The organism is Carboxydothermus ferrireducens DSM 11255 (assembly GCF_000427565.1).
GTDB lineage: Bacteria > Bacillota > Z-2901 > Carboxydothermales > Carboxydothermaceae > Carboxydothermus > Carboxydothermus hydrogenoformans.
The window spans coordinates 14,543-38,356 of sequence record NZ_ATYG01000009.1 but is presented as its reverse complement, the minus strand read 5'-3'; the positions used below and the strand labels follow the sequence as shown (position 1 = coordinate 38,356).

At 41.6% G+C, this 23,814-nt stretch carries 23 protein-coding genes; 3 read left to right on the top strand and 20 right to left on the bottom strand.

The annotated features are described in order from the left end of the window. Positions 1-43: 43 nt before the first annotated feature. A complete protein-coding gene (locus CARFE_RS0103690) occupies positions 44-958 on the bottom strand; it encodes a pseudouridine-5'-phosphate glycosidase (RefSeq protein ID WP_028051783.1) in 915 nt (304 codons plus the stop codon). Beyond that, entirely contained in the window at positions 955-2,049 is a 1,095-nt protein-coding gene (locus CARFE_RS0103685; RefSeq protein WP_028051782.1) for a PfkB family carbohydrate kinase, read from the bottom strand. The genes CARFE_RS0103690 and CARFE_RS0103685 overlap by 4 nt, the downstream gene beginning before the upstream one ends. Before the next feature lie 450 nt (positions 2,050-2,499). Here CARFE_RS0103685 and CARFE_RS0103680 point away from each other — a divergent pair, with 450 nt between their 5' ends. Further along, on the top strand, positions 2,500-3,903 hold the full coding sequence (locus CARFE_RS0103680) for an amino acid permease (RefSeq protein WP_028051781.1): 1,404 nt from the start codon (positions 2,500-2,502) through the stop codon (positions 3,901-3,903). A gap of 328 nt (positions 3,904-4,231) precedes the next feature. After that, positions 4,232-5,686 (top strand): alanine/glycine:cation symporter family protein, encoded by a 1,455-nt coding sequence (locus tag CARFE_RS0103675; RefSeq protein WP_028051780.1) that lies wholly within the window; start codon positions 4,232-4,234, stop codon positions 5,684-5,686. 51 nt (positions 5,687-5,737) lie between these two features. Here the strand turns inward: CARFE_RS0103675 and CARFE_RS14165 are convergent, their stop codons facing one another. From CARFE_RS14165 to CARFE_RS14155, 15 genes are all read right to left on the bottom strand, one after another. Then, complete coding sequence (locus tag CARFE_RS14165; protein ID WP_034541562.1) at positions 5,738-7,054, bottom strand: ammonium transporter; 1,317 nt, start codon at positions 7,052-7,054, stop codon at positions 5,738-5,740. Continuing rightward, positions 7,051-7,413: a P-II family nitrogen regulator gene (locus CARFE_RS0103665; protein WP_028051779.1), complete on the bottom strand. Its 363-nt coding sequence runs from the start codon at positions 7,411-7,413 to the stop codon at positions 7,051-7,053. Before CARFE_RS0103665 ends, CARFE_RS14165 begins: the two co-directional genes overlap by 4 nt. A 285-nt stretch (positions 7,414-7,698) precedes the next feature. Then, positions 7,699-8,340 carry an MFS transporter gene (locus CARFE_RS16905; protein ID WP_218852349.1) on the bottom strand — a complete coding sequence of 214 codons (642 nt, stop codon included), beginning with the start codon at positions 8,338-8,340 and terminating at the stop codon, positions 7,699-7,701. 1 nt (position 8,341) lies between these two features. Continuing rightward, on the bottom strand, positions 8,342-8,926 hold the full coding sequence (locus tag CARFE_RS16900; RefSeq protein WP_210432925.1) for an MFS transporter: 585 nt from the start codon (positions 8,924-8,926) through the stop codon (positions 8,342-8,344). A 65-nt stretch (positions 8,927-8,991) separates the two neighbouring features. Continuing rightward, complete coding sequence (locus CARFE_RS0103650; protein WP_028051778.1) at positions 8,992-9,885, bottom strand: uroporphyrinogen decarboxylase family protein; 894 nt, start codon at positions 9,883-9,885, stop codon at positions 8,992-8,994. Between the two features lie 10 nt (positions 9,886-9,895). Beyond that, complete coding sequence (locus CARFE_RS0103645) at positions 9,896-11,668, bottom strand: ASKHA domain-containing protein (RefSeq protein ID WP_028051777.1); 1,773 nt, start codon at positions 11,666-11,668, stop codon at positions 9,896-9,898. A gap of 159 nt (positions 11,669-11,827) precedes the next feature. Beyond that, positions 11,828-12,616: a methyltetrahydrofolate--corrinoid methyltransferase gene (locus CARFE_RS0103640; protein WP_028051776.1), complete on the bottom strand. Its 789-nt coding sequence runs from the start codon at positions 12,614-12,616 to the stop codon at positions 11,828-11,830. 62 nt (positions 12,617-12,678) lie between these two features. Continuing rightward, positions 12,679-13,311 carry a cobalamin B12-binding domain-containing protein gene (locus CARFE_RS0103635; protein WP_028051775.1) on the bottom strand — a complete coding sequence of 211 codons (633 nt, stop codon included), beginning with the start codon at positions 13,309-13,311 and terminating at the stop codon, positions 12,679-12,681. A gap of 26 nt (positions 13,312-13,337) precedes the next feature. Continuing rightward, on the bottom strand, positions 13,338-13,520 hold the full coding sequence (locus CARFE_RS0103630; RefSeq protein ID WP_028051774.1) for a hypothetical protein: 183 nt from the start codon (positions 13,518-13,520) through the stop codon (positions 13,338-13,340). Positions 13,521-13,536: 16 nt separating this feature from the next. Further along, positions 13,537-14,715 (bottom strand): uroporphyrinogen decarboxylase family protein, encoded by a 1,179-nt coding sequence (locus CARFE_RS0103625; RefSeq protein ID WP_028051773.1) that lies wholly within the window; start codon positions 14,713-14,715, stop codon positions 13,537-13,539. 147 nt (positions 14,716-14,862) lie between these two features. After that, a complete protein-coding gene (locus CARFE_RS0103620) occupies positions 14,863-15,498 on the bottom strand; it encodes a cobalamin B12-binding domain-containing protein (RefSeq protein WP_028051772.1) in 636 nt (211 codons plus the stop codon). Between the two features lie 20 nt (positions 15,499-15,518). Beyond that, positions 15,519-16,298 (bottom strand): GntR family transcriptional regulator, encoded by a 780-nt coding sequence (locus CARFE_RS0103615; RefSeq protein ID WP_028051771.1) that lies wholly within the window; start codon positions 16,296-16,298, stop codon positions 15,519-15,521. Positions 16,299-16,360: 62 nt separating this feature from the next. Further along, positions 16,361-17,044, bottom strand: a complete 684-nt coding sequence (locus tag CARFE_RS0103610) for a DUF1638 domain-containing protein (RefSeq protein WP_028051770.1) — start codon at positions 17,042-17,044, stop codon at positions 16,361-16,363. Positions 17,045-17,164: 120 nt separating this feature from the next. Further along, positions 17,165-17,527, bottom strand: a complete 363-nt coding sequence (locus tag CARFE_RS0103600; RefSeq protein WP_051250137.1) for a nucleotidyltransferase domain-containing protein — start codon at positions 17,525-17,527, stop codon at positions 17,165-17,167. A 66-nt stretch (positions 17,528-17,593) separates the two neighbouring features. Continuing rightward, positions 17,594-18,070 (bottom strand): helix-turn-helix domain-containing protein, encoded by a 477-nt coding sequence (locus CARFE_RS14155; protein ID WP_034541561.1) that lies wholly within the window; start codon positions 18,068-18,070, stop codon positions 17,594-17,596. Between the two features lie 135 nt (positions 18,071-18,205). Between CARFE_RS14155 and CARFE_RS0103590 the strand changes: the two genes are divergently transcribed. Further along, positions 18,206-19,450, top strand: a complete 1,245-nt coding sequence (locus tag CARFE_RS0103590) for a vWA domain-containing protein (RefSeq protein WP_028051768.1) — start codon at positions 18,206-18,208, stop codon at positions 19,448-19,450. Between the two features lie 51 nt (positions 19,451-19,501). Here the strand turns inward: CARFE_RS0103590 and CARFE_RS14150 are convergent, their stop codons facing one another. The 3 genes from CARFE_RS14150 to pglZ form a co-directional block, all read right to left on the bottom strand. Then, positions 19,502-19,783 (bottom strand): DUF4236 domain-containing protein, encoded by a 282-nt coding sequence (locus CARFE_RS14150; protein ID WP_034541559.1) that lies wholly within the window; start codon positions 19,781-19,783, stop codon positions 19,502-19,504. 246 nt (positions 19,784-20,029) lie between these two features. Next, positions 20,030-21,475, bottom strand: coding sequence for a BREX system Lon protease-like protein BrxL (brxL, locus tag CARFE_RS0103575; RefSeq protein WP_028051766.1), 1,446 nt, complete (start codon positions 21,473-21,475; stop codon positions 20,030-20,032). Positions 21,476-21,486: 11 nt separating this feature from the next. Further along, positions 21,487-23,811 (bottom strand): BREX-4 system phosphatase PglZ, encoded by a 2,325-nt coding sequence (pglZ, locus tag CARFE_RS0103570; RefSeq protein ID WP_028051765.1) that lies wholly within the window; start codon positions 23,809-23,811, stop codon positions 21,487-21,489. Positions 23,812-23,814 lie beyond the last annotated feature (3 nt).

The following is a 23,814-nucleotide window of genomic DNA, read 5'->3' as shown; positions in this document are numbered from 1 at the left end:
AAAACTCCATGCCCGAAATAACGTTACGGACATGGAGTTTAGCTTATAATTTACTCAATTCAACTGCCAGTCTTGCCGCCAGCCGGGCATTATTAAGAACCAATTGAATATTAGCCTCCAAACTTTTACCGCCGGTTATATCTTTTACTTTCGCCAGCAAATATGGAGTTACTTCTTTTCCCCTTACCCCTTTTTCTGCAGCTTCCAAAACCGCACTATCTATCGCTCGCGTAATTTCTTCATAGTCCAAAGAGTATTCTTCAGGTATCGGATTGGCCACTACAACGCCTCCGTTTAAACCTAAATCCCACTTAACTTTAATAATGCGCGCAAGCTCCGCTGGAGTATCAGCAGTAATATGCACCTTATAGCCGCTTTTCCGCGTATAAAAAGCGGGAAACTCATCGGTACCAAAACCTATCACCGGAACTCCATAGGTTTCAAGATATTCTAAGGTAAGTCCAATATCTAAAATTGACTTAACTCCTGCCGACACCACCGCCACATTGGTCCGGGCAAGCTCCTGTAAATCGGCGGAAATATCAAAGCTTTTTTCGCCTCCCCGGTGAACTCCACCTATGCCACCGGTAGCAAAAACTTTTATACCGCTCATCGCAGCAATAAACATGGTTGCTGCTACCGTTGTCGCCCCATCCAACCCTTTGGCTACCACATACGGCAGGTCCCGGCGGCTTACCTTTATAACCTCCGGTCCCTTTTCTCCAAGATACTCTATTTCCTCGCAAGTCAACCCTACCTTTATTTTCCCGCCAATAACCGCAATAGTGGCCGGAACGGCCTCATTTTCCCGAACAACCTTTTCTACCGCTAAAGCAGTCTCTACATTTTGCGGATGCGGCATACCATGAGCAATAATGGTTGATTCCAAGGCTACTACCGGCACACCTTCAGCCAAAGCCTCTTTTACTTCCTTACTTAAAACCAAATATTCATTCATAGTCCCAACACCTCCATTTCCTTTTTAATTTTTTCTTCGGATATTTCAGGATTAACCGTTTCTTCCACCAGAAGAGTTAAAATTGCCGCAGCCGCCCCAAAGCGGGCAGCCCTATCTATATCATATCCTTTTAAATAACTGTAAACAATCGCTGCCGTAAAGGCATCGCCAGCTCCGGTAGTATTAACCGGCTGTACCGGTGGCAATGTTATTTTTCCCCGGCTCTTGGTGTTAGCGTAAAAAACCCCTTCAGCCCCAAGGGTAAAATAAACCTGTTTGATTCCTTTATCCAGGAAAAAGTGTGCCGCTTTTAAAAGCCCCGCCTCGGTATTTAAGTTTTCTCCGGTTACCCCTTCCGCTTCCAATTTATTTAATTTTACCGCATAAAATGTTCCTCGAAGTTCTTTTAATTTAAGAGCTTTGGTCACCGATACCCCATCCAAGAAAAATACTGTTTTTCGCGCATTATCTAAGAGAAACTCTAAACTTTTTACCGGAAGATTGGTATCTACCACGCAAACGGGAGATGAATTTATTATTGAAAGTTTCTTTTTTAGAAAATCTAAACTTAAATGGTTTAAAATATCCATCCCTGCTACAGCCACCGCCATATCCCCGGCTTCATCCATTACGGCAAGATAAACCGAAGAGCTTTCTCCACTTACGGTTAAAATTTCTTCCATGTTCACACCTGCGTCCCGGCAGCGCTCGATAATGTATTTCCCGTAAAAATCATCTCCTATAGCGGTAATAAGTCTTGTAGCTACCCCCAGCCGAGCCAGATTTTCCGCTATATTCCTGGCAACCCCGCCCACGTTTATTTTTACTTTCCCCGGATTTGAATCCTGCAGGCGAAGCTTTTCATAAGGAAAGCCATAAATATCAATATTGGCCCCACCGATAACGGTAACTTCCGGCTCATCGGCAGAAAGAATGTAACCCCGTCCTTTAATTTTACCTTTTTTCATTAAATTAACGATATGCACTCCCACGCTGGACCGGGTAATCCCGAGAATCCGGGCTATTTCTTCTTGATTGATAAAAGGATTTTCCCGAAGTAATTTTAAAATTTCTTCCTCCCGCCGGGTCATAACTCCTCCTAAACTTTTGCTTATAAATTTTAAACATCTATATTATGATTATAAGCAATCAAGCTTATCATTGTACACATTATATAATAACCAATGTTAAATTAACCAAAATATTCTAATTTAATATATTTTTTATTTTCTTAAAATTTAGATAATAATCAAAATATTGTGATTATATGCTCAAAATGAATTTAGAATTATTTAATTTTAAAAAATTCGAACTTTACCCAAAATTAAACACTCATTAAGCTGTTTTAATTTAAATTTTTAAACAATAACGAATATATTTAAAGTTTTTAAAAGTTTCATTTTTATGTTAATATTATGTTAAGCAAATTAAATTATTTTAACAATAAAGTGGGAGGTGGATTTATACTGGCTTCAGCATAAAAAATGCTTTTGAAAGAAAGATTAAGTTTAAACAAAAAAATTGGAGGGTGAGGAGAAAAAATGGATATTTTTCGCAAAAAAACAATTGAACAAGCAAAGGAACTGGCTGAAGAAGAAAAGTATAAGTTAAATCGTGCCCTTGGTCCATGGGAGCTATTACTGCTGGTTCTTGGAGCTACGATCGGCGCCGGAATTTTCGTTTTACCGGGAGTAACCGCTGCCAAACACGCAGGTCCCGGTGTTATCGTATCATTCTTAATTGGCGGTATTATCTCTATCGCAGTAGGTCTTGCTTACGTTGAATTTGCTTCCCTTGTACCAGTTGCAGGTAGTGCTTATACTTACTCCTATGTAGCATTGGGTGAGATTATCGCCTGGATTGTTGGTTGGGACTTATTATTTGAGTTTACCGTTGTTACCAGCACGGTTTCTGTTGGTTGGGGTGGGTACGTAACTTCTCTCCTTAAATCTATTGGCATAAATATCCCTACAGCCTTTAGCCAAGACATTGCTCATGGAGGAATAATTAATATTCCTGCTATAATTGGTATTCTTATTGTGGCCAGTATCGCTTTAAGCGGTATTAAAGCCGTCGGACGTTCGAACACTTTATTTACCGGAGCCAAAGTCTTGGCAATTATTGTTTTCCTGGCAATCGGTATTTTCCATATTAAACCTGAAAACTGGCATCCTTTCACTCCCTTTGGCTGGGGAGGCGTTTTAACCGGTGCAGCCCTTACTTTCTTTGCTTACACCGGCTTTGACGGGGTAACTACCGTCCTCGAAGAAGTTAAAGACCCGCAAAAAAGCATTCCCTTTGCTTTAATAGGTGGTATTGGTGCCATCACCTTCCTTTATATCGCAGTGTCAACTGTTTTAACCGGTATGGTTAGCTTTACCAAGCTTGATGTTCCTGATCCTGCCGCCTTTGCTCTGCAACAAGTAGGTGTACAATGGGGCGGAGCTATGATTTCAGTAGCAGTTATTTTTGGCTTGATTGCTACAATGCTCGGGAATGGTTTAAGTTCGACGCGGATTCTCTTTGCCATGAGCCGCGACGGCCTCTTACCTGAAAAATTTGCTACCGTTCATCCCAAAACTCGGGTTCCAATTGTTTCTTCGATAGTAATTTTTGGAACAGCATTAATTTTAGGTGGTGTTTTATCCATCGGAGAATTAGCTGAATTAGCTAATATTGGTGGCTTAACAGCTTTCGCCTTAACTACATTAAGCGTTATGGTTCTCCGCTATACAAAACCTGATGCTCCACGTATATTCCGTGTTCCAGCATTATGGATTGTAGGACCAATTGGTATTTTAGGTTCGTTAGCACTAATTATAAGCTTACCAAAAATAACAATAATCCGTTTTATAATTTGGCTAATCATTGGTTTATTCATTTACTTTGGCTATGGTAAAAAACATGCAAAAGTTAGTGTTGGTGCTCAAGCTTCAAAAAATTAAAACAAGGTTAAAATACTATACAGGACAGAAGCTACCAAAAAGAGCATTATGGCAGATAAAAATTTGGAACGCATTACGCTCATGTTTTCAAGTTGAAGCGGGGTTAAAACCCCGCTTTTAATTTTTAAACTTCTTTTAAATTAATTTTACTCCCTAGATTTTTTGTATTATCATTTTTAATTTACTTTAACTTTTAAGCTATATTAAGGTGTTATTGTTAAAATTTTAATATAAAATTGAATATTTAAAATTATTAAAATATGTGTCATGATAATTTAGGTGCTGCCTACAAATACTATTTACAAACCACAAACAAAGGAGGTAAGCTATGGCGCAGCTTGTGGACTTCTTAAACAGCCTTGTCTGGAGCAAAGCTCTAGTCTATTTCTGTCTTTTAGCGGGCATTTATTTTTCAATTCGGATGCGCTTTTTCCAGGTAAGGTACATCAAAGACATGTGGAAACTTCTCTTTGGCGGCCAAAGTTCGGAAAAAGGAGTCTCATCCTTCCAGGCATTCGCCATGGCCGTAGCCGGACGGGTAGGTACCGGTAACATCGCCGGAGTAGCTACCGCTATCGCCATGGGCGGTCCCGGTGCAGTTTTCTGGATGTGGGTCACAGCATTCTTGGGTGCTGGTTCTGCCTTTGTCGAAGCAGTCCTTGCCCAGATTTACAAAGAAGAACACGAAGGCGAGTACCGCGGTGGCCCTTCCTACTATATTGAAAAAGGTCTTGGACTTAAATGGTACGCTGTTATTTTCTCGGTAGCTACCATCGTAGCCACGGGCTTACTGCTACCCGGAGTTCAGGCTAACAGTATTGCCGCCAGCATAAACAACGCTTTTGGTGTTGCTCCAGCAATCACCGGCGTTGGTCTTGTTTTACTCTTAGGCCTTATTATCTTTGGCGGTGTCAAAAGAATTGCCAGAGCTGCAGAATTTATTGTTCCTTTCATGGCTCTTGGTTATATTTTGGTTGCTATAATTATAATTGCCGTTAATATTGAAAAACTTCCGGGAGTCCTTGCTCTCATCTTCGAAAGCGCTTTTGGTCTTAAACAGGCTTTTGCCGGAATCTTGGGTTATGCTATTTTCTGGGGTGTAAAACGAAGCGTCTACTCCAACGAAGCCGGTCAAGGTACCGCTCCTCACGCTGCAGCAGCTGCTGAAGTAAGTCACCCAGCAAAACAAGGTTTAGTACAGGCTTTCTCGGTTTACGTAGATACTTTGTTTGTCTGTTCCGCTACAGCTTTTATGATTTTAATTACCGGTAAATACAATGTTTACAACCCAAAAGGCGGCTTTATCGTCGAAAACCTGCCGGGAATGGATATCGGTCCCGGCTACACCCAGCGGGCTGTAGAAACGCTCTTTCCCTCCTTTGGAGCAGCCTTTGTAGCTATCGCCCTGTTCTTCTTTGCCTTTACTACTTTAATGGCATACTACTACTACGCCGAATCCAACATCGCTTATCTTACCCGGAAAGGCAGCAGCCGCTTATTCATTAATGTTTTAAGGGTTGCCCTCTTAGCCTCCACCTTCTACGGCACCATCCGCACCGCGACTTTTGCCTGGGGGCTGGGCGACCTCGGAGTAGGCATCATGGCCTGGTTAAACCTTATAGCTATTATACTCCTCCAGAAGCCTGCCTTAAAAGCTTTTGAAAACTGGAAAGAGCAAAGAGCTAAAGGTGTTGACCCGGTATTTGATCCCATAAAACTTGGCATTAAAAACGCCGATTTATGGGTGCAAAAGTTTGGTAAAAAGCAAGTAGCCGGTGAGTAAAAGCGGGGATTTATTCCCCCGCTTTTAATTTTTCCCAGCATCCTTACGCTTTTAAGAAAACGGAACCGACTTCCCGGTAAAAATTAAATCTTTATAAGCATCTTCCCCATGAACTGTAATATCCAAGCCTATGCTTTCCGCTTCATCTTTAACCCGCAAAGGTAGGAAAATACCGATTAACTTTAAAATTATAACAGTTCCAATTACCGCTAATGCAATCGCTAACCCTACTCCAGCTAACTGGTTTAATAGTTGACCAAAATTTCCGTAAAGTACTCCATCAGCTCCCGCCGGGTTTACCGCTTTAGTAGCAAAAATGCCCGTAGCAATTGCTCCCCAGATACCTCCAACCCCATGACAGCCAAAGGCATCTAAAGAGTCATCATAACCAAGCTTTGTTTTTAAGATACCAACCGCGATATATACTAATAACCCACCTATAAATCCAATTACCACGGAAGATGCTGGAGTAACATAACCCGCTGCCGGAGTTACCGCCACCAGCCCAGCCACCGCCCCGGTAGCAATACCTAAAACCGTAACCTTCCGGCGATGGAGCCACTCGGTCAAGGCCCAGGCCAGAGCTGCCATTACCGCCGAAGTATTGGTGTTAATAAACGCCAGCGCTGCAAGGTTATTAGCCGCCAGCGCACTTCCCGCATTAAATCCAAACCAGCCAAACCAGAGAAGCCCTGCCCCTAAAATGGTAAGCGGTAAGTTATGCGGCATTAAGGGAGCATTTTCCCCTTCTTTTCTCTTACCTAAAATAAGTGCTGCCACCAGGCCCGATATTCCCGAACTTATATGCACCACCGTTCCTCCAGCAAAATCTAAAGCCGGAAGCTTAAAGAGTATCCCACCACCCCAGACCATATGGGCAAGGGGGTCATAGACTAATGTCGTCCAGAGAGCAATAAATAAGATCCAGGCAGCAAAGCTCATCCTTTCTACCACCGAACCTGAAATAATTGCTGCGGTTATGATGGCAAACATTAATTGGAAAACAACAAAAACGTATCCCGGAAGATTAGAAACAGTAAGATCCATTACGTTTTTTAATCCAAGGTAAGAAAAATCTCCGATAATTCCTTTTACATCATTCCCAAAAGAAAGGGTATAGCCTATTAAAATCCATTGCAGTGAAACTACCACTATCGCAATAAAACTCATCGCCACCGTATTTAAAACATTTTTCCGGCGTACCATTCCACCATAAAACAGGGCAAGCCCCGGAGTCATTAAAAAGACCAACGCCGCTGAAAGCAGTACAAAGGTAACATCTCCCGGGTTATACCCTGGCTCTCCGGCTAAAGATAAATTAGGTAAAAGGATTAGGCCAAAAAGCAAGGATAAAAATTTCTTCTTCATCTTTCTCCCTCCTTTGGTGACGTTATAGCTGCTGTCCCCCGTTCACCGGTTCTAATTCGGACCGCATCTAAAACCTCACTAATAAAAATCTTGCCATCACCAATTGCACCCGTTCGGGCACTCTCGGAAATTATCTTAATAATTTCCTCCACCTTTTCATCAACAGTAACAACTTCAATCTTCACCTTGGGCAAAAGATTAATCTCGTACTCAATACCCCGGTAAATTTCCTTCTGCCCTTTTTGCCGCCCGCAGCCCACCACTTCTGTTACCGTCATACCCGAAATACCCAATTTATTAAGAGCCTCTTTTACTTCCCCTAATTTCTGGGGCCTTATTAACGCTTCAATTTTCTTCACGAAAACCACCTCCTAAAAAATTTAGCCCCTGATAAAGGGCGGAGCCGGACCCTTCACCAGAGGCTTCATCGCCTGTAAAAGCAAAAAAGCCTTTTGGAACACTCTCCAAAAGGCTTCATCGCTCTCGATGCAGCACTGCATCGTTGCTAAGTATATTTTCTCATTAGTTTTCTTAAATGTCAATTCACAATCTTCAGGTATACAATATTCTATAAAATATTTCACACTGTTAACTGGAAGAGCTATTTTAATTTTGTTTAAAGGTCCCTTTATAATCTTTTCTCTTTAATTAGAATGTCTTAGTCTTCTCAATAAAACATAAACCAGCAAGGCACTTAAATCAGTAAAAGCAATAACTATAGCCATGGAAATATCTATATTCCTACCCCCAATCCCAACCAGCGGAGCAACAATTGCCCCAAAAATAAACGAAACCAATCCAAGTAAAGCCGAAGCACTACCAGCTAAATGACCGTAATTTTCCAACGCTAAAGCTGAACCAGCAGTACCTACTATCCCTACGCAAGAAACCACAATAAACAAGGGAATTAAGATAGCAAAAAATCCTGCTTTAATCACAACCATAATTAATAAAGAAGCGCCACCTATAGCAGCTAAGATAAGGCCACTAACAAAAAGTGTTGTTCCACTAATACGACCTGCTAACCTCCCGGTTAGTTGTCCTGCCAAAATAATTCCAAGACCATTAATAGCAAAAATAAGGCTAAACATTTGCGGAGTAACTCCAAAAATATTTTGAATAACAAAAGGCGAACCTGCAATGTAGGCAAACATTGCTGCTGAAACAAGCCCCTGAGGAAGAGCATACCTCATAAAATTACGGTCCTGAATTAATCCTCGATAAATAACTAAAGTATTTCTGAGGCCAGCCTGGGAACGACGTTCAAGAGGCAGTGTTTCTGGCAAGCTAAAAAAAAACTATCAAAAACATAACTAATCCAATCAACCCAAGGATAAAAAACACTCCCCGCCAGGAGGTAAAATGCAAAAGTTGAGCTCCAATAACAGGTGCAACTATTGGCCCTAAACCATTAACCAACATTAAATGAGCTGTAAATCTCATCATTTCTATACCCGAATATAAATCCCTAACTATAGCACGTGCAATAACAATTCCAGCTGCTCCCGTTAACCCCTGAATAAAACGTAAAAAAACCAAAGAAAAAATCGAGTTACTAATAGAACATAACAGCGAAGAAAAAGTATAGAAAATTAAACCAACGATAAGTGGAGTACGCCGTCCTCGAATATCACTTTGAGTACCGGCAAGTAATTGTCCCAAGGCCAGTCCCACTAAGCATGCAGTTAAACTTAACTGGGCAAAGGAGATACTGGTATGTAAGTCCTTAGCTAAAAAAGGCAATGAAGGCAAATACATATCAATAGATAATGGTGCAAAAGAAGTTAAAGCTCCTAAGACAATTGCCAGCCACAAACGTTGAGCTCTGGATAAAATTAAAGTGGAAGTATTCATATTCTTTACTTTTTTCACCTCAAATCTTACCAACTTTTTAGAAGGTCTATAATACCCCAAAATATTCCTTGCCCGGTAACTTTTTAAAGCTCTCTCCCCCGATAAAGTAAGACCAATCCTTCTAAATCAATTCCTTTATATATACCGGTAGTTGTTCCAAGAATAAAGCCTCCCACCGCTGAAAGCTCATTAACAAAACTTATTACCTTTTTTCTCCCCTCAGGTTCTTTCGCATTTTTTAGATCCTCCACCGTTAAATGGCCCCAAAGACAAAGATTTTTTCCAACTTCTTTTTTTATGGCTTTTATATCCATTCCCGAATCCCGGTCAAGACAATGTAAACCATCAAAGCCAGCTTTTATAATATCTTCAAGTACCTGCTGATAATTCCCATCGGAATGGAAAAAAGCCACCAAATTTTGCTTTTTTATTTCTTCCACCAATCTTGCATACGAAGGAAAAAAATACTCCCTCAAAAACTTAGGACTTAAATATAATCCCTGTTTAAAAGCTATATCATCGGCTAAAATGACCCCGTTTATACCTCGTCCGGCCAGTTCCCTGATTTTTTCTCGATTTACTTTTTCTATCTTTTCTACTAATTCCAGCACCTGTTGTGGTGATTTTCTAAATAAACCAAAAAAATCGTTTAACCCTAAAAGCCTAAGTCCCCATTCAAAGGGCCCATCAAGAATGGCACAAGTAAATAAAGAGGTAGCTGCCCATTTTTCTACATCCGGAAAAACCAAGTCAGAAGCTTTAGGAACTTCTTTGCCAAACTCTTTTTCTAAAGGAGTAATTGTTACCATATCTAATCCAAGCCACTCTATAAATTCATACTTTTCAGTAAACCCTACTGGTTGTTTGTTTAAAACTTTAGCAACAACCTCATCTTCAATAATCAATTCTCCTTTAACGAACTCTTCCAGCGGTTGTTGCTTTATGGCTTTATATACTCTCTCCCGGGACAAGCTCATTTTTCCCCACCTAAAACTTTAATTTTTTTGCGAATATGGAGGTAAATTCGTTTTTAGCACTAAGCTCAATGTAATGGATCTTTTGGGATAACTCCATCGCCCTTTGATACTCCTCCACCGATAACAGTGCAAACTTAGCGCCAGCGCCTGCAGCATTACCGATTCCTTTAATCTTATCCTCTAATTCAGTAGGAATTAAGCCAATCCGGCAGGCACTATGCGGATTAAGGTAGTTCCCAAAGGCTCCTGCCAGCAAAACTTCGCTAATGTCTTCCACTCTGGCCCCATAGGTTTCTAAAAGTATTTCTATACCAGCGGCGATTGCTCCTTTGGCCAGCTGTAACTCCCGAATGTCTTTTTGAGTAATATATACCCGCTGTCCGGTAGCTTCATTTTCCTCCAGCACAAAAGCTTTTATTCCATCAATTTCCACTACCCTATCTTTATACTTCTGCCCTAACTCATGGGTAATCCGCTCCAGCGGTAATAACCTTCCGGTCTGGTCAACAATCCCCACTTCCAAAAGCCCGGCAACTACATCTAAAAGCCCCGAACCGCAAATCCCCCGGGGGAAAACTTCCCCGATTACCGTGTATTTGTATTCTTCACCAATAAAAACATGGTCAATGGCTCCTTCTGCCCCCAGCATCCCGCAGGCAATCTGTGCACCTTCAAAGGCAGGACCAGCAGCCGTCGAGCAGGCAAGAAGCCGCTCTTTGGTTCCTAACACCATTTCCCCATTGGTACCAATATCGATTAAAAGTCTTAGTTTGTCTCCTCTATCCATCTCCGCCGCTAAGGCCGCAGCAACCGTATCGGCTCCCACAAATCCTGCTATGTTAGGAAGGGCAAAAACCTTACCCGCTTGATTAATAGCTATTTTTAAATCCTTAGCGTCCGCAATTGCCGCATCCTTTACCACCGGCACATAGGGAGCCCGGGCCAAATTCTCCGGAGGTATTTTTAAAAACAAATGATGCATGGTGGTATTTCCGGCAATAGTAATGGCATAGATATCTTGTGGGTTATGTCCAGCTTGCTCCGTAGCTTTTGCTATTAAATTATTAATTTCATTAATAATTTCCCGGTGTAATTTTTCTAAACCATCCTTTTCCTGAGCTGAAAAAGTAATCCGGGAAATAACATCGGCACCGTACTGGGTCTGGGGATTTAGAGTGGAAACATGAGCTAACTCCTTTCCCGTATTTAAATCCAAAAGATATCCCACTACAGTAGTAGTGCCAATGTCAAAAGCCATCCCCAGCAATCTATCCGTCGTATCCCCGGGCTCTACCGCTAAAACTTCATCCTCGGTTAAGACAATAGTAACTTTAAAATCATTTTCCCGGAGCTTTTCCGGCAGCTCTTGCAGCAAATTAACCTTGGTTTTTAAATCTGCTCTTCCCAGGGCCTCTTTGATGCGAGTCCAGTCAGGGCGATTATCTTCTAATGTGGGTTTAGGTAATTCAACGTAAATTTTCCTTACCAGAGGTTTTAACTCAATTTGACGGTTAACCCCTTCGTTTAAAATATGATGTTTTTGTTCCCGCTGTTGAAGGTTAATTCTTAAGTCACTTTCTACCTTTGTTTGACAGGCCAAAACCTCTTCTTCCAAACCGTTATTCCTTAAAATTTTTACCTTGCATTTTTTACATTTCCCCACTCCGCCACAGGGAAAGTCAAACTTTATTCCATTTTCAATAAAAATATCTTTTAGCACAGCATTTTCTTCCGCTTGTAGCTCAACATTTTCGGGATAAATTTTAATAGAAAATTTTTTCATCTTCTCACCGCCCCAAGTTATGCTATTTCGCCAAATCACCCTTAATTCCTTGTACCGAAAAATACATGCCCCTAAAAGCAATCCGACCGGACTTAATAAATTTTAGTCCGGTCGTCATTATATGACACTTTTACATATTTTACTGTTCTTAAAGCTACCTTACTCCTCCAGAATTCCTTCCCGGTGGGCTTTTAAATATTTCCGGGCAAACCTATCTTTACCCATTAAAAGTTCAGTTGTTAAGATAGCAGTAATTATTTTCTTATCCAGCGGGTCTAATATTGCGGCATCCATCCCCCGGCTTATACAAACCGTTAAAAAGTGACGGTTAATTATTCTCCGCTTGGGCAGAGAGTGGGAAACATTACTTAAACCCGATACGGTTTTTAAGCCGTATTTTTCTTTAATTTGGGTTAAGCTTTCAAAAAAGATTAAGGCGTTATTGGTATCGGTCGCTACCGGCAGTACCAGGGGATCAACATAAACTTTGTCTAAATCATAATTATGCTTTTGCAAGATTTCTACCATCCGGTCTAAAATCCGCATCCTATCTTCCACAGTTTTAGGAATCCCGTTATCATCAATGGTGAGAGCAATTACCGGACAGCCAGAATCAATCACTATCGGTAAAATATCCCGGATTCGCGCCGATTCCATATTTATGGAGTTAATCATTGCTTTCCCTTCAGTTAGTTCTAAAGCTTTTTTTACCGCTTCCGGATTGGTGCTGTCAATACAGATAGGAACATCCACTACTTCTTTTATTGCTTTAATAACCCACTCCATGTCGTTAACTTCATCTTCTAAAGCCGTATTGACATCCAGATAATCGGCCCCGGCTTGTACTTGTTTTAATGCTAAATCTTGTATAAAAGCTTTATCTTTATTATGAATGGCTTCTCTAACCTTGGGAATACTGCTATTTAATTTTTCCCCGATAATTAGCATAGTTTTTCCTCCCCCATTTATTTTTACTTCTTAGTATTAGGGGGCCTTACAGGCCCCCGGAATTAATTTTTCCCAAATACTTCTTCCGCAGCTTTCACACCATCACTGGCATTAGTAGCATAAAAATCTGCACCGCAATATTCTTTTACCTTTTCATCCATAAATGGACCACCAATGATTACTTTCGTACCTAACCCTGCTGCTTTCACCGCAGCTACCGTCTCTTTCAGTGATTCCAGGGCTGCAGTAAGAAGCACACTCATTCCTACCAAGGGCGCATTATACTCTTTAATCGCCTCAACAAACTTCTCTTTCGGTACATCTACTCCTAAGTCAATTACATTAAAGCCTGCACCTTTTAAAAGCATAACGACAATATTTTTCCCTAAGTCATGTACGTCCCCTTTTACGGTACCAATTACTATATTACCCCGATGTCCTCCGGAATCTCCTGCTAAATGCGGCTCTAAATCAACCATTACTTCTTTCATAATTTCTCCAGCCATTATTAATTCACTTAAGTAATACTCACCACTTTCAAATAATCTACCTACCTCAGTCATCCCTTCTTGTAATTTGGCTACTATTTCTAATGCCGGCACCCCTGAATCTAAGCGTTTTTTTACCAGCTCCACTACCTTATCTTGATCGAGATCAACCACCGCTTGAGCCAGTTCATCTGATAAAGTTACCATTTTCCTCACCCCTAATTTTTATTTTCTTACCGATGTACCCAGTACCAGATGTATAAGTAAGTAAATACTTCGAGCTTATCCCATTCGTTTTTAATGGTGTTTACATCACCTTTTATTTCTCCCAAATCCTTAAGTTTTTCTTCCCAGGGAATACAAACTCCCGGTGGTAAGTTTTTGAAGGTATTTTTCACGGGATTATTTTCGGTCATCACGTAACCCCCCTTTTTAATACTTGCCATACAGATGGACCGCTTCAACCATAGCTTCAACATTTCTCGGATCGGCATCCGCCTGGATTACCGCTGCTGCATCAACTATAAAGCCCCCATCAGCCGCGTAGGTATCTATTAAGCGTTTGACATAATCTTTTACTTCATCCGGTTTTCCTATTGACAGCAACGAATTTGGAACGTTTCCTTTTAAGCAGAAGCGACCACCAAGAATTTTCTTTGCTTTATCCATATCAGTCTGGTCCACATGGAAGACAATACTTTTCTCCGGAAGTTCGGCAATCTTCTCTAAGTAAGGAGTCCAGTCTCCTTCAGCATAAAAGAGCGTACGCTTCCCTTTAGCCCAAAGTCCTTCGATAACTTTCTTTAAGGTTGGCCAGTAAAACTCGTCCCACTGCTTGGGATTTAAGAAGGGATAGGCTCCCCGGTGAAGTGGTATAAATACGGGAAACTCCGTATCTCCACCTGCAGTAGCCAAACCATAAAAGATGTTATGCTCAACCAGTACTTCCATTGCAGCTTTAACTTTATCGGGTATCCGCCGGATATCCATCATGATTCCCTTTAATCCCCGTAAAGTATCCCCTAAGGTGTCAAAGGGTGCTTTTGTAATACCGGTAATTGCAGTGAAAGAACCGTATTCCTTGGCCCACCTCTCGGCTGCTTTAGCAAGCATTCCAAGTTCCAAAGTCCTTGCAATTGCCCCTTTCATTAATGCAATGCTTGCTCGATAAGACCCCGGCTCAGCAAACTCCTTATGAATCCGTGGCAAAAAAGTAGTAACAATCCATTCGGTAGGATTTTCTATAAAGGCATCGTAATCTTCCGGCCGCATGTATTCGCCTTCAATGTATTGAAATTGAGTATTGACATCCAGCTCTCTTCCTGCAAACTTAAGGTAGACTGCTCCTACTGCATCGTGCAAACCACCCCACCAAAGCATTGGCGCTCCAAAATGAGCATCAACATCATACCTTTGCAAAAAAGCATCCATCGCTTTAATGTAGTTAATTTCAGGATTGTAATAAAAATCTTGCAAAGTAAAACCTGCATATTTGATAATAAATTCATTGCCAGTTATAACTACTGGAACCCTATCTGGTTTTCCACATTCAAGGGCAGTTAAATACCTTTTTTTCCGCTCTTCATAAAGTTTTAACTTATCTGTGCTCATCCAAAACCCCCCTTAAATTTTTAAAACCTTTAAACCTGCACTAATTGTATAATTTTTTAAAAATTTTTCCAATATTCACCTCCTTATATTATAACATAATAATGTCTATACATGATATGTGAAAAAATTATTTAAAATTTATTCTTTTTACTTCATAATTCCCTCAGCAATTTTCTTTATTAGCTCCACTGCCTTAACCACATCATTTTCAAAATAGTCCGCCCCGGTATACTCTAAAATTTTTTCATTTACAGGATAACCGCCAATTACAATCTTTACTTGGTCTCTAAGTCCAGCCTTTTTAATTAAATCGACCGTTTTCTTTACCGAACCAATACAAAAAGTAAGCAGGACCGATATCCCAACGATCCGGGCGCCGGTTTTTATAATGCTGTCAACAAAAGCTTTTGGTTCTACATCCACCCCCAAGTCAATAACCTCAAAACCCGCCGATTGCAGCATGTAACTAACAATATTTTTTCCCAGATCGTGGATGTCCCCCTCTATGGTTCCCATGATAATTTTGGTCCCCTTACTTTCATTTTTAGGTGGAAAGTAGGGCTTTAAAATTTCCATTACGCCTCGGAGAATTTCTTCGGACATAATTAAATCGGATAGGTAATAGGTTCCGTCATTATATCTTTTTCCAACTATTTCGACACCCCGCCGGCAATCTTCCATAATTTCCAGTGGAGTTACTCCCGCTTTAACCCTTTCCCTGACCAGCATTAAAGTTTTTTCCTCATCAAGCTCTGCTACCGCATTAATTAACTCTTTATCCATTTACAAATACCCCTTCTTCCCTATTCCCCGTATTTCGTCCAGCCAACATAGCTTGTAAATTTAAAACGGTCTCCGCGAAATACCGATTTTCCCCAGCCAATCGGTCTTCTCATACTATCATAAAGAGTCTGTTCAACTACAAAAACCGGAGTATTTAACTTAACTCCAAGGACTTCCGCTTCTTCTTCGGTAACCACGGAAGCATGAAGCACCATTTTACTCATTACCGGGAAGCTTTCTCCATGAGCTGCCACCAGATTGGGAAAATTAGCCAGAGATGGGTCTTTGAGCTCTAATTCCAGGATTGGCTTTTTCTTGGTGTAAACCATGTATTTATTTTCAAAAATTAACGGCTCGTCGTTTGCTGAAATAAGGAGGCGTAAATAAAGGCAGGTAGTATTCAGCGGTATTTCAAGTTTCTTAGCTAAAAGCTCATCTGCCCGAACAATTTTGGTCCCTAAAAGTTTAATCCCGGGTTTCATCCCCCGCTTTTTGATTTCCTCGTGAAAATCGCCCAGTTCAAACACCATATTTTCCAACTGCGGCTTAGCGACAAAAGTTCCTTTGCCTTTTTGGGTATAAACAAGGCCGGAATTTATAAGCTCGGCTATTGCTCGTCTCACCGTCATCCGACTTATCCCAAAACGGCGCACCAGCTCATTTTCCGGCGGTAAGGCATCTCCTGGCTTAAGTTTTCCTTCATAAATATCTCGTTCAATTAATTTAGCCAGTTGATAATATACCGGTATCACAGAATTTTTATCTATTTGGTTACTATCTCCTGCAAAGTTTGTGTTCATAGTTCCCAACCTGTATATACATCTTTAGTTTTTTTTATAGTAACATGAAAATTTAAACCCCGTCAACCGGAAATTTGCAAAAAATTTTGATTTATAAAACCAAACATTTCAAAGGTAATTTTTTCTCCTCGTTCAACCACAATAAAATCTTCATCCCAGGGTCCGGTAAAAAGCTTTTTTAAATACGAAAGTGTCCCAGGTACTACCTGGAAGTCAAGACCCACATCTCTTGCAAAACTTTTAACGTTAGCCTCGATTTCGTTTATGGGATAAGCATTGGTATCCAGTAAAATAACCTTCCGGTAATGAGCTAAAATTGCCTTAAAAATTTTTTGTCCCCGCACTTCCCCATACTTTTCCAAACAGCGCTTATGTTCTTTTACAATGTTACTTTCATGAACAAGCCAGCCACGGGTAAGAAAGTAGCTGTGGGCTTCCCGGGATATCTCCATCCTTTTTTGCACCGAACCCAAAAGTAGAGAAATGCAGTCGTCAATTTTGGGCAGTACCAGCCTTCCCGTGGTAGCTCTAATGCCATTTAAGGCATTCCCGCAATTGCCAAAAACAAGAATAAGGTTTTCAACGTTTGAAATCCGGTCAATCTGCTCTTGAATTTTGGTTTTAAGTTTATCGGGATAATTATGGAGTCCCGAATCAATCCAAAGCACCGGATACTTTACCCCTGTATCTTTTAAAGCTTTTTCCACTTCATCCCGGAGGGTTTGGCAGGCAATAATGACATTCATAGGCTTTCTCCTTATTTTTCCTTGGTAATATTAGAGCCATACCTGGCAAAGACTTTATCAATATCCGGGAAAACTTTATTTACTTTTTCAAAATCAACTTTTTTATACTTAATCATAATTTCACCAACCTATATATCCATATAATGTAACCCCTTCATTTTCTATAGTCCTATAAAAAGGTACAACATCTTTATATTTTTTAAATTTATTATAACTAATATCTATAAGCGATATAACTTTAAGATATCTATATCCATATTCCCCAGCAATATCATTAAGTTTCTCTTCATACTTTTTTAATTCTTCATCATCCATATCCACAATTACCGCAATATCTATATCTGATTCCTCGTCTTGTTCTCCTCTACCGTATGAACCAAAAAGGATTACATCTTTTAATTTTGTCCCATAAACTTTTTGCAGCTCCACAACAAGTTCATTTAATAAACTGTCAATCTTCTTGTTTTCGATATAATCATTCATAAACCCCACCACCAAAAATATCCTTTTCCTTATTTTACCTTACATAAGAAAACCAAGCAATTATATTTATTTCTCATGATACCTTATCTCCAGTTCCACAATTTTAATTAACTTCTCAATCACCTTGGGCGGAAGCTTTCCCTGAAGACTGTATTCCAAAGCATACCGGGGATTTCGAAGCTTATAAAGCTTTTCTTCCAGTTCTTTTATTTTCCGCGGATAATCCATTTCTTCACCGTAACTTTTGGAATATAAAACGGCCGGTTCATAACTCTTAAGAGTATTTCTTTCCCGCAAAAAAGGATTGTAATATGAATACTCATCCCTTTCATTCAAAAGTCCTGCCTTTTCGTACACCGTCTCTAACGGCAACTGAAACTTAGCCGCTACTTTTTTTAAAAACTCGACCGAAGTCCCCCGCTCTCCTTTGGCAATTTTGGAAATAAGGCTTGGCGAAACTCCAAGCTTTTCGGCAATCTCGTTTTGCGTAAGACCGGTAACTTCCCGCAGCCACAAAACAAAATTTTCTCCACTCCTGCCCATACATAATTCCTCCCTCAGTCTAACCCTTGCAATTTTACTATATAAAAATTTTAACTCTATGTCAATTTTTATCTTGACATATATTTACTTTTTGTGCTATATTTTTATTGACAATAAGTCAAGGGAGTGAGGGATATGGGTTTAATATTAAACTTTTTTCCAGAATATGAATACTTTCCTGTAAACCACAGCACCACTTTCCATTTACTTTTAGAACTAAACGCCCCTCAAGCAAAGGATTTTAAACGCAGCACCCCGTTAAACTTAGCCTTTGTTTTAGACAGCAGCGGCTCCATGGCCGGAAGTAAAATCGAATACGTCAAAGAAGCGGTAATCTTTGCCTTAAAGCAACTAACCCCCAGCGACTCCACCTCCCTGACTACTTTTAATAGCCATGTTTATACTATTTTCCCAAGCACCAGAGTAGTAAACTCCCGGGAACTTATTCAGGAAGTTTTTAAAATCTATGCCACCGGAATGACCAATTTAAGCGGCGGCATTCTCCAGGGTTACAACGAACTTGACTGCTTTTTCTCCGACCAGGCTATAAACCGGGTAATCCTCCTAACCGATGGTCTGGCCAATGTAGGTATTACAGACCCCCAGGATCTTATCGCAATCGTCGCAAATAATACCCTAAAAAATAAAACCCTGACCTGCCTTGGAGTAGGAATAGATTTTGACGAAGATCTTTTAATGTCCTTAGTCGACGCCGGTAAAGGTAACTACTACTACATCAACACTCCCGATCGCATACCGGCCTTTTTTGAACAGGAGCTAAACGGCCTTGCCAAAATCTCGGCCCAAAACATCAAACTCACCTTAAACTTCCCGGAACTCATCGTCCCGGTAAGAATCTACGACATTAAAGCCAAATTCCACAGCAAAACCAGCCTCACCATCGACCTTGATGAACTGTATGCCGGCCAAAGTCAGCGCCTTTTGCTTTTAATCCAGGTGGAAAACGTCTCTGTACCCCAGGAACTTCCGGTAAATATCGAACTCCAATATTTTGATGCCAACACCCTCGAAACCGTTACCAAAACCTTTACTTTCCCTTTAAAATTCTCGGGCAACCAGTCCCTCTGGGAAAAAAACAATAGAGAAGTTGTCGAGGAAATAGCCTACCGGGAAATCCTTGAAGCCCGGGAAAAAACCATCTTCTACGCCGACCGGGGTGATGTGGAAAGCCTAAAACGCCTCCAGCAAGAATTACAGGCTAAAGAAAAACATTTCGTCTCTTTAAACGCCGAAATCAAAGAAGAATACGTTAAGTTTATGAACATGGAAATTCCCAGCTTTATTCTAAATCGAGACAACCCCGGCTTAAGAAAGCAGTCCACCTATGATATCTACAACAAAAAGAGAAGGAAACGCTAATAATACTTAAAACTAAAGCCATCTTCCCATAAGGGATGATGGCTTTTATCATTACAGCTTTGTCCCGCACCGATCGCAGTAATTACTCGTTTTACCAACCCTTTTGCCGCAAGCCGGACAGGTCCTAACTTCTTTTTTTCCACCAAGATCGCCAATAGTTTCGGTATAAGAAATACCGGTTCCTGGTATACCTACGGTCTTCCTAATCTTTTTATCAGCACCAAGGGATATCCTGAACCCCGGTACTCCTACCGAAAAGCCCACGCCCCTTTTGGAAACATAGATCCGAAAAAGCTTACCAAGACTTATTGACTTACGAAAGCAAAAGCCCATAATACTTCTCACCTTTTTTCAGGCTACTTAAAATAAACACATCCTTGTTCCTTTAAATTTGTAATCAGTTCCCTCAACCCTTCTTCCGTGCATTCCAAGTACTCAGCTAAACAAGCTAAACAGAAAAAACGATCTACATTATTACTAAAAAGTTTTCGGTGTAAAGAAATAACATCTTTTACTACAATTGCCCCACAATTAAAACAAACATTTTTTTTCCGCATAAACCTTCTCCTTAATGGTATATTAAGTTAGAACTTTTATATCAGGAACTGTATCCAAATATTCACTAGGTTCAAGAAGATGTAATTGTCTCTTTATTATCCGCCGCATTTCCTTGGCCGGAGCCAAGCAGTATTTTTCAAACTCCTCTTTGTTAATATCTTCCACTTTGCGCACGTGTGGGAAAAGCAGTTTTAAGAAGCCCGAGCATATTCTTTTGATAGCCGTCGTGTCCCGGTGGTCCGCCGAGCGTGGAACATCGAGAAGAGCGTCTACCAACCCTGGATAAATTAGCTCTTCCCTCAGAGCGTGCATGATCTCGGAAAAATATTCAACATTAAGTGCCCAGCCTTCCGCTTTCATGTTCTCTCTCATTCGCGGAACATCCCAACCTTTAATAAAACCATGAAAGCGGTCGAGTAAAGCTCCTTCTTTGAAAAGCTCGGGTAACTCAACAAACATGTTCTTATTTTCATCCATTCTCTCCTCTGCGATATTCCCCATGAGGACAAGACCCGCGCTGCCCGTGACCCTCTCGCTCCCGATCCGACATTCTCCTGACTCCAAATAACCTTTCAACGCACCCGCTATTTCGCTAACATCGGGAAAGCTGATGGTCTGAACTTCGTCCAGAACTACAAAATCATAGCGGGCAACTAAGCCAGGAGTTCTTCGCTGCATATCGTAAAACAGTTTCGCGCGCGAAATACTTCCACCGCTGACCAGCCAGCCATATTTCGAGATCTGCGACATGATGTAGGATTTACCCGTTCCCTTCGGCGCCAACTCAATCATATTAAGCCGTTTTTCTACAAAAGGCAGCAATCGGCTCAAGAGGGTGAGCTTTTGTTTTTCATTTAAAAAACCGGCGGGATTATAGTCAATCGCCTGCAGCAAAACATCGATCCATTCTTCAAGGGTAAACTCTTTTCTGACTTCCTGAAAAAAACCAACATCAACTTTGTAGGGGCGAAAGGGCCGAAAGTCGGTCATGTAAATGGCTCCTTCTTTACCGTTCATTTGACCGTATTCGCACTCAATTACCCCCCAAGCCTCGTTTTCCCCAAGCAACTCATCTTTATATTTTCTTAACACATGGCTGCTTACAATCGCTTCATATTTGCGGGAGGGAAAACCAAGACCGGGCAGAGAAAACAAACCCTCCCCCGTTTTAACGTCAATCTCCACCCTCACTTTGGCCAAAAAACGCACTCTTTGCCCTTCCTTAATCATCATCCCCTTTAGCTTTTCCCAGTCGTTGGGTCCGGGCAAATAATTCCTGATGAACTCCGATACTTCTTCCAGATCAACTCTCCCGTCTTCGTCAGCAAAACGCATTATCATCCAATCCCGTAAAAAGGAAGGGATACTCTTGGCAGAAAAAAAGCTGTTCTGCTGAGGATTCTTGTAAATAGCCATATCGGAAAAATAGGTTTTAACCTTTTCAGAAAGTTTTTCGTTGACCGTCATTCTTCTCTCACCTACAACCCTAAGTCATCTTTTTTTATCCCTTTGCGCCGTTCAACTGTAAAGGAAACCTCCCCTATCTTCCACGCCAACTCCCACAACTCTGCAGTATATTCCTTCTCTCCAAGCTTTTGGAGGGAAAACTTCCATCGCTGAGGAGATACCTCCTCTCCTGAGAAAACTTTACCGCCTATGCGTAGCTCCAAACTCGCCAGAGGTTTGTCCACCTCAATTTCCAGCCAACCTTCTCCGCGGTGATCAAGTTTTACCCTTTCCCCTTCGTTAAGCACATTAATCCTGACGGCCTTTCTTCCCCGATAGACGATAATCACCGGTACCAAGCACTCCTCTGGTGTTGCCCCACCGTGGACTTCCCCACCAGAAAAACCTCCGCCTTCGAAGCGGTCGTAGGTTAACCAGATCAAATTTCCATCTTTAACTATCATCTTCTTTCTTTCTTCATCCTTAATCTCATAGCCAGCACTCCCTTCTCCGCCCGGGCTTGCGTAACGTCCGCCCCGCTCCACTGCATATCCAGGAGGAAGTTCCTTTTTCTCCTCCCCGGACAACGCAAACCTGCTCAAACCATGGTCAGATGTAATAACCACCCGCGGGCAGAGGTTTAACTCTTCCTTAACCTTGCGCGCCACACTCTTGATAAACTCCATCGATTTAATAAAAGAAGCGGGAAAACTGTAAGTGGAGTCATGAGCAATCTTATCCAGCTCGTATTCGACTCGTTCATCCATTTCCTTCCATTCCTTATTGACTTCGGTAATACTCGGGACCACCGCTCGAACTATCTCAATTTCCGCCTCCACCTCTTCCTCCCCTTTTTGCAACTCACTGGCCAGCAGATTTGCCCACTCTACCCCCATACCGTCTACCCAAATAACTTTCGCTCCCTTTTCCCTCTCCGCTTCAACTATTTCGCGCCGCGGCTTGTAACTCCAGTATTTCTCCTCCGTCCATTCCTCCTGTGCCCTTCTTAGCTCCTCATCAACCCGATTCTTCACTCTACTCACGCAGTAAGCCCGGAAATAATCAGCCGCAAACTCATCCCTTACCGGCACGTTCTGCAAATAGCACCACAGATCCGGATATGCTACCCGCAAATACTCTCTCCAACTACCGTTCGCGTCTTCCTCCAGCAGACTGCCGACGACCATTATCACCTGTTCTTTTTCTCTCTCCGAAAGGTCGGTGAGAACTTGTAATTTTTTCAATGGGTCCCGAAGCTGGGCGAAACAATCCCAGAACTCCGCAGGCATTGAGTGAACCTGCAACAATTCGAGCAGTTCCCTGCGCTGCTGGCAGAGTTCTACCGTAGGAGAAAGAGAAAAAATTGTTAGCGCCGCTTCCTTCTCTAAATCAGCTACCTTCTGCGTTCGCTGCAATACTGCATTCAGATATGAACCTTTTTCCTCTCTCAGCTTCCCCCACAGCCAGATCAACCATTGTTCGTCAGCGCCATAACTATGCCATCTGATTAAGAGTGTTTTTCCATCGTAATTTTTAACGTTGAGAATCTTCCCGCACAGGCTGTCAAAATCCGTTTCTTCCTCTACCTGTTCTACAAGCCACTTCCACTGCTTCTCTGCTCCCCATTCAACTTTAAGTTCTTCATTAAAGCGGTCACTGATAAAGGAAAAGGCATCGGTGTAAACTTTCACTTTAAAATTTATCGCTTGGGAAGGAGGAGGAAGGTGAGAAGCCCAGGAAGTAACCAGCCAGAGGGAAGGAACACCGCCCTTTTCCCAACCGTCCTTTTCCCAAAAGGAAAAATAGTCTTTCACCCCGTTCCGGGAAACAAATTCCTTCTCCATCCCTTTCCTTGCAAAAGGCGCAACTATCAGTTCACACTTTTCCTCTTCCCCTCCCTTAAGGTGCCAGACAGGAGGTAAAAGCCCCTCTCGGTAACGGTTGAAGGCTCTCAGCCCCTGCTCCAGCATCTCCCGGGCCGCTAACAGAGGAACATAAAGCCTTTTAATTTTCCCTTCCGGCCATTCCACAATTTTGGTTAATAATTTGCTTCCGTCCTCCCAGTCTAAGCGTAACCATTCGGCAAGAGGAAAAAGAAGTACAGTTTTCCCCTCCCCTACCTCCAGGGTGTCTAGCACACCCTGGAGGTAGGGGAACACATCATCGCCCCTGCAAAAATGGGAGAGAGAAACAACTACGTCTACTTCAAATTCTAAGGCCTTTATTAACTCCCGCCACTGCTGCCAGCTTGTAACGAGGATAAAGCGTGTGGCAAACCTCTCTTTCTTTTTCCTCTCCTCGCGTAAATAAGCAATTAAATCCTCGCGCGAAGAAAAATTCAGCAATGCTTCCACCATACC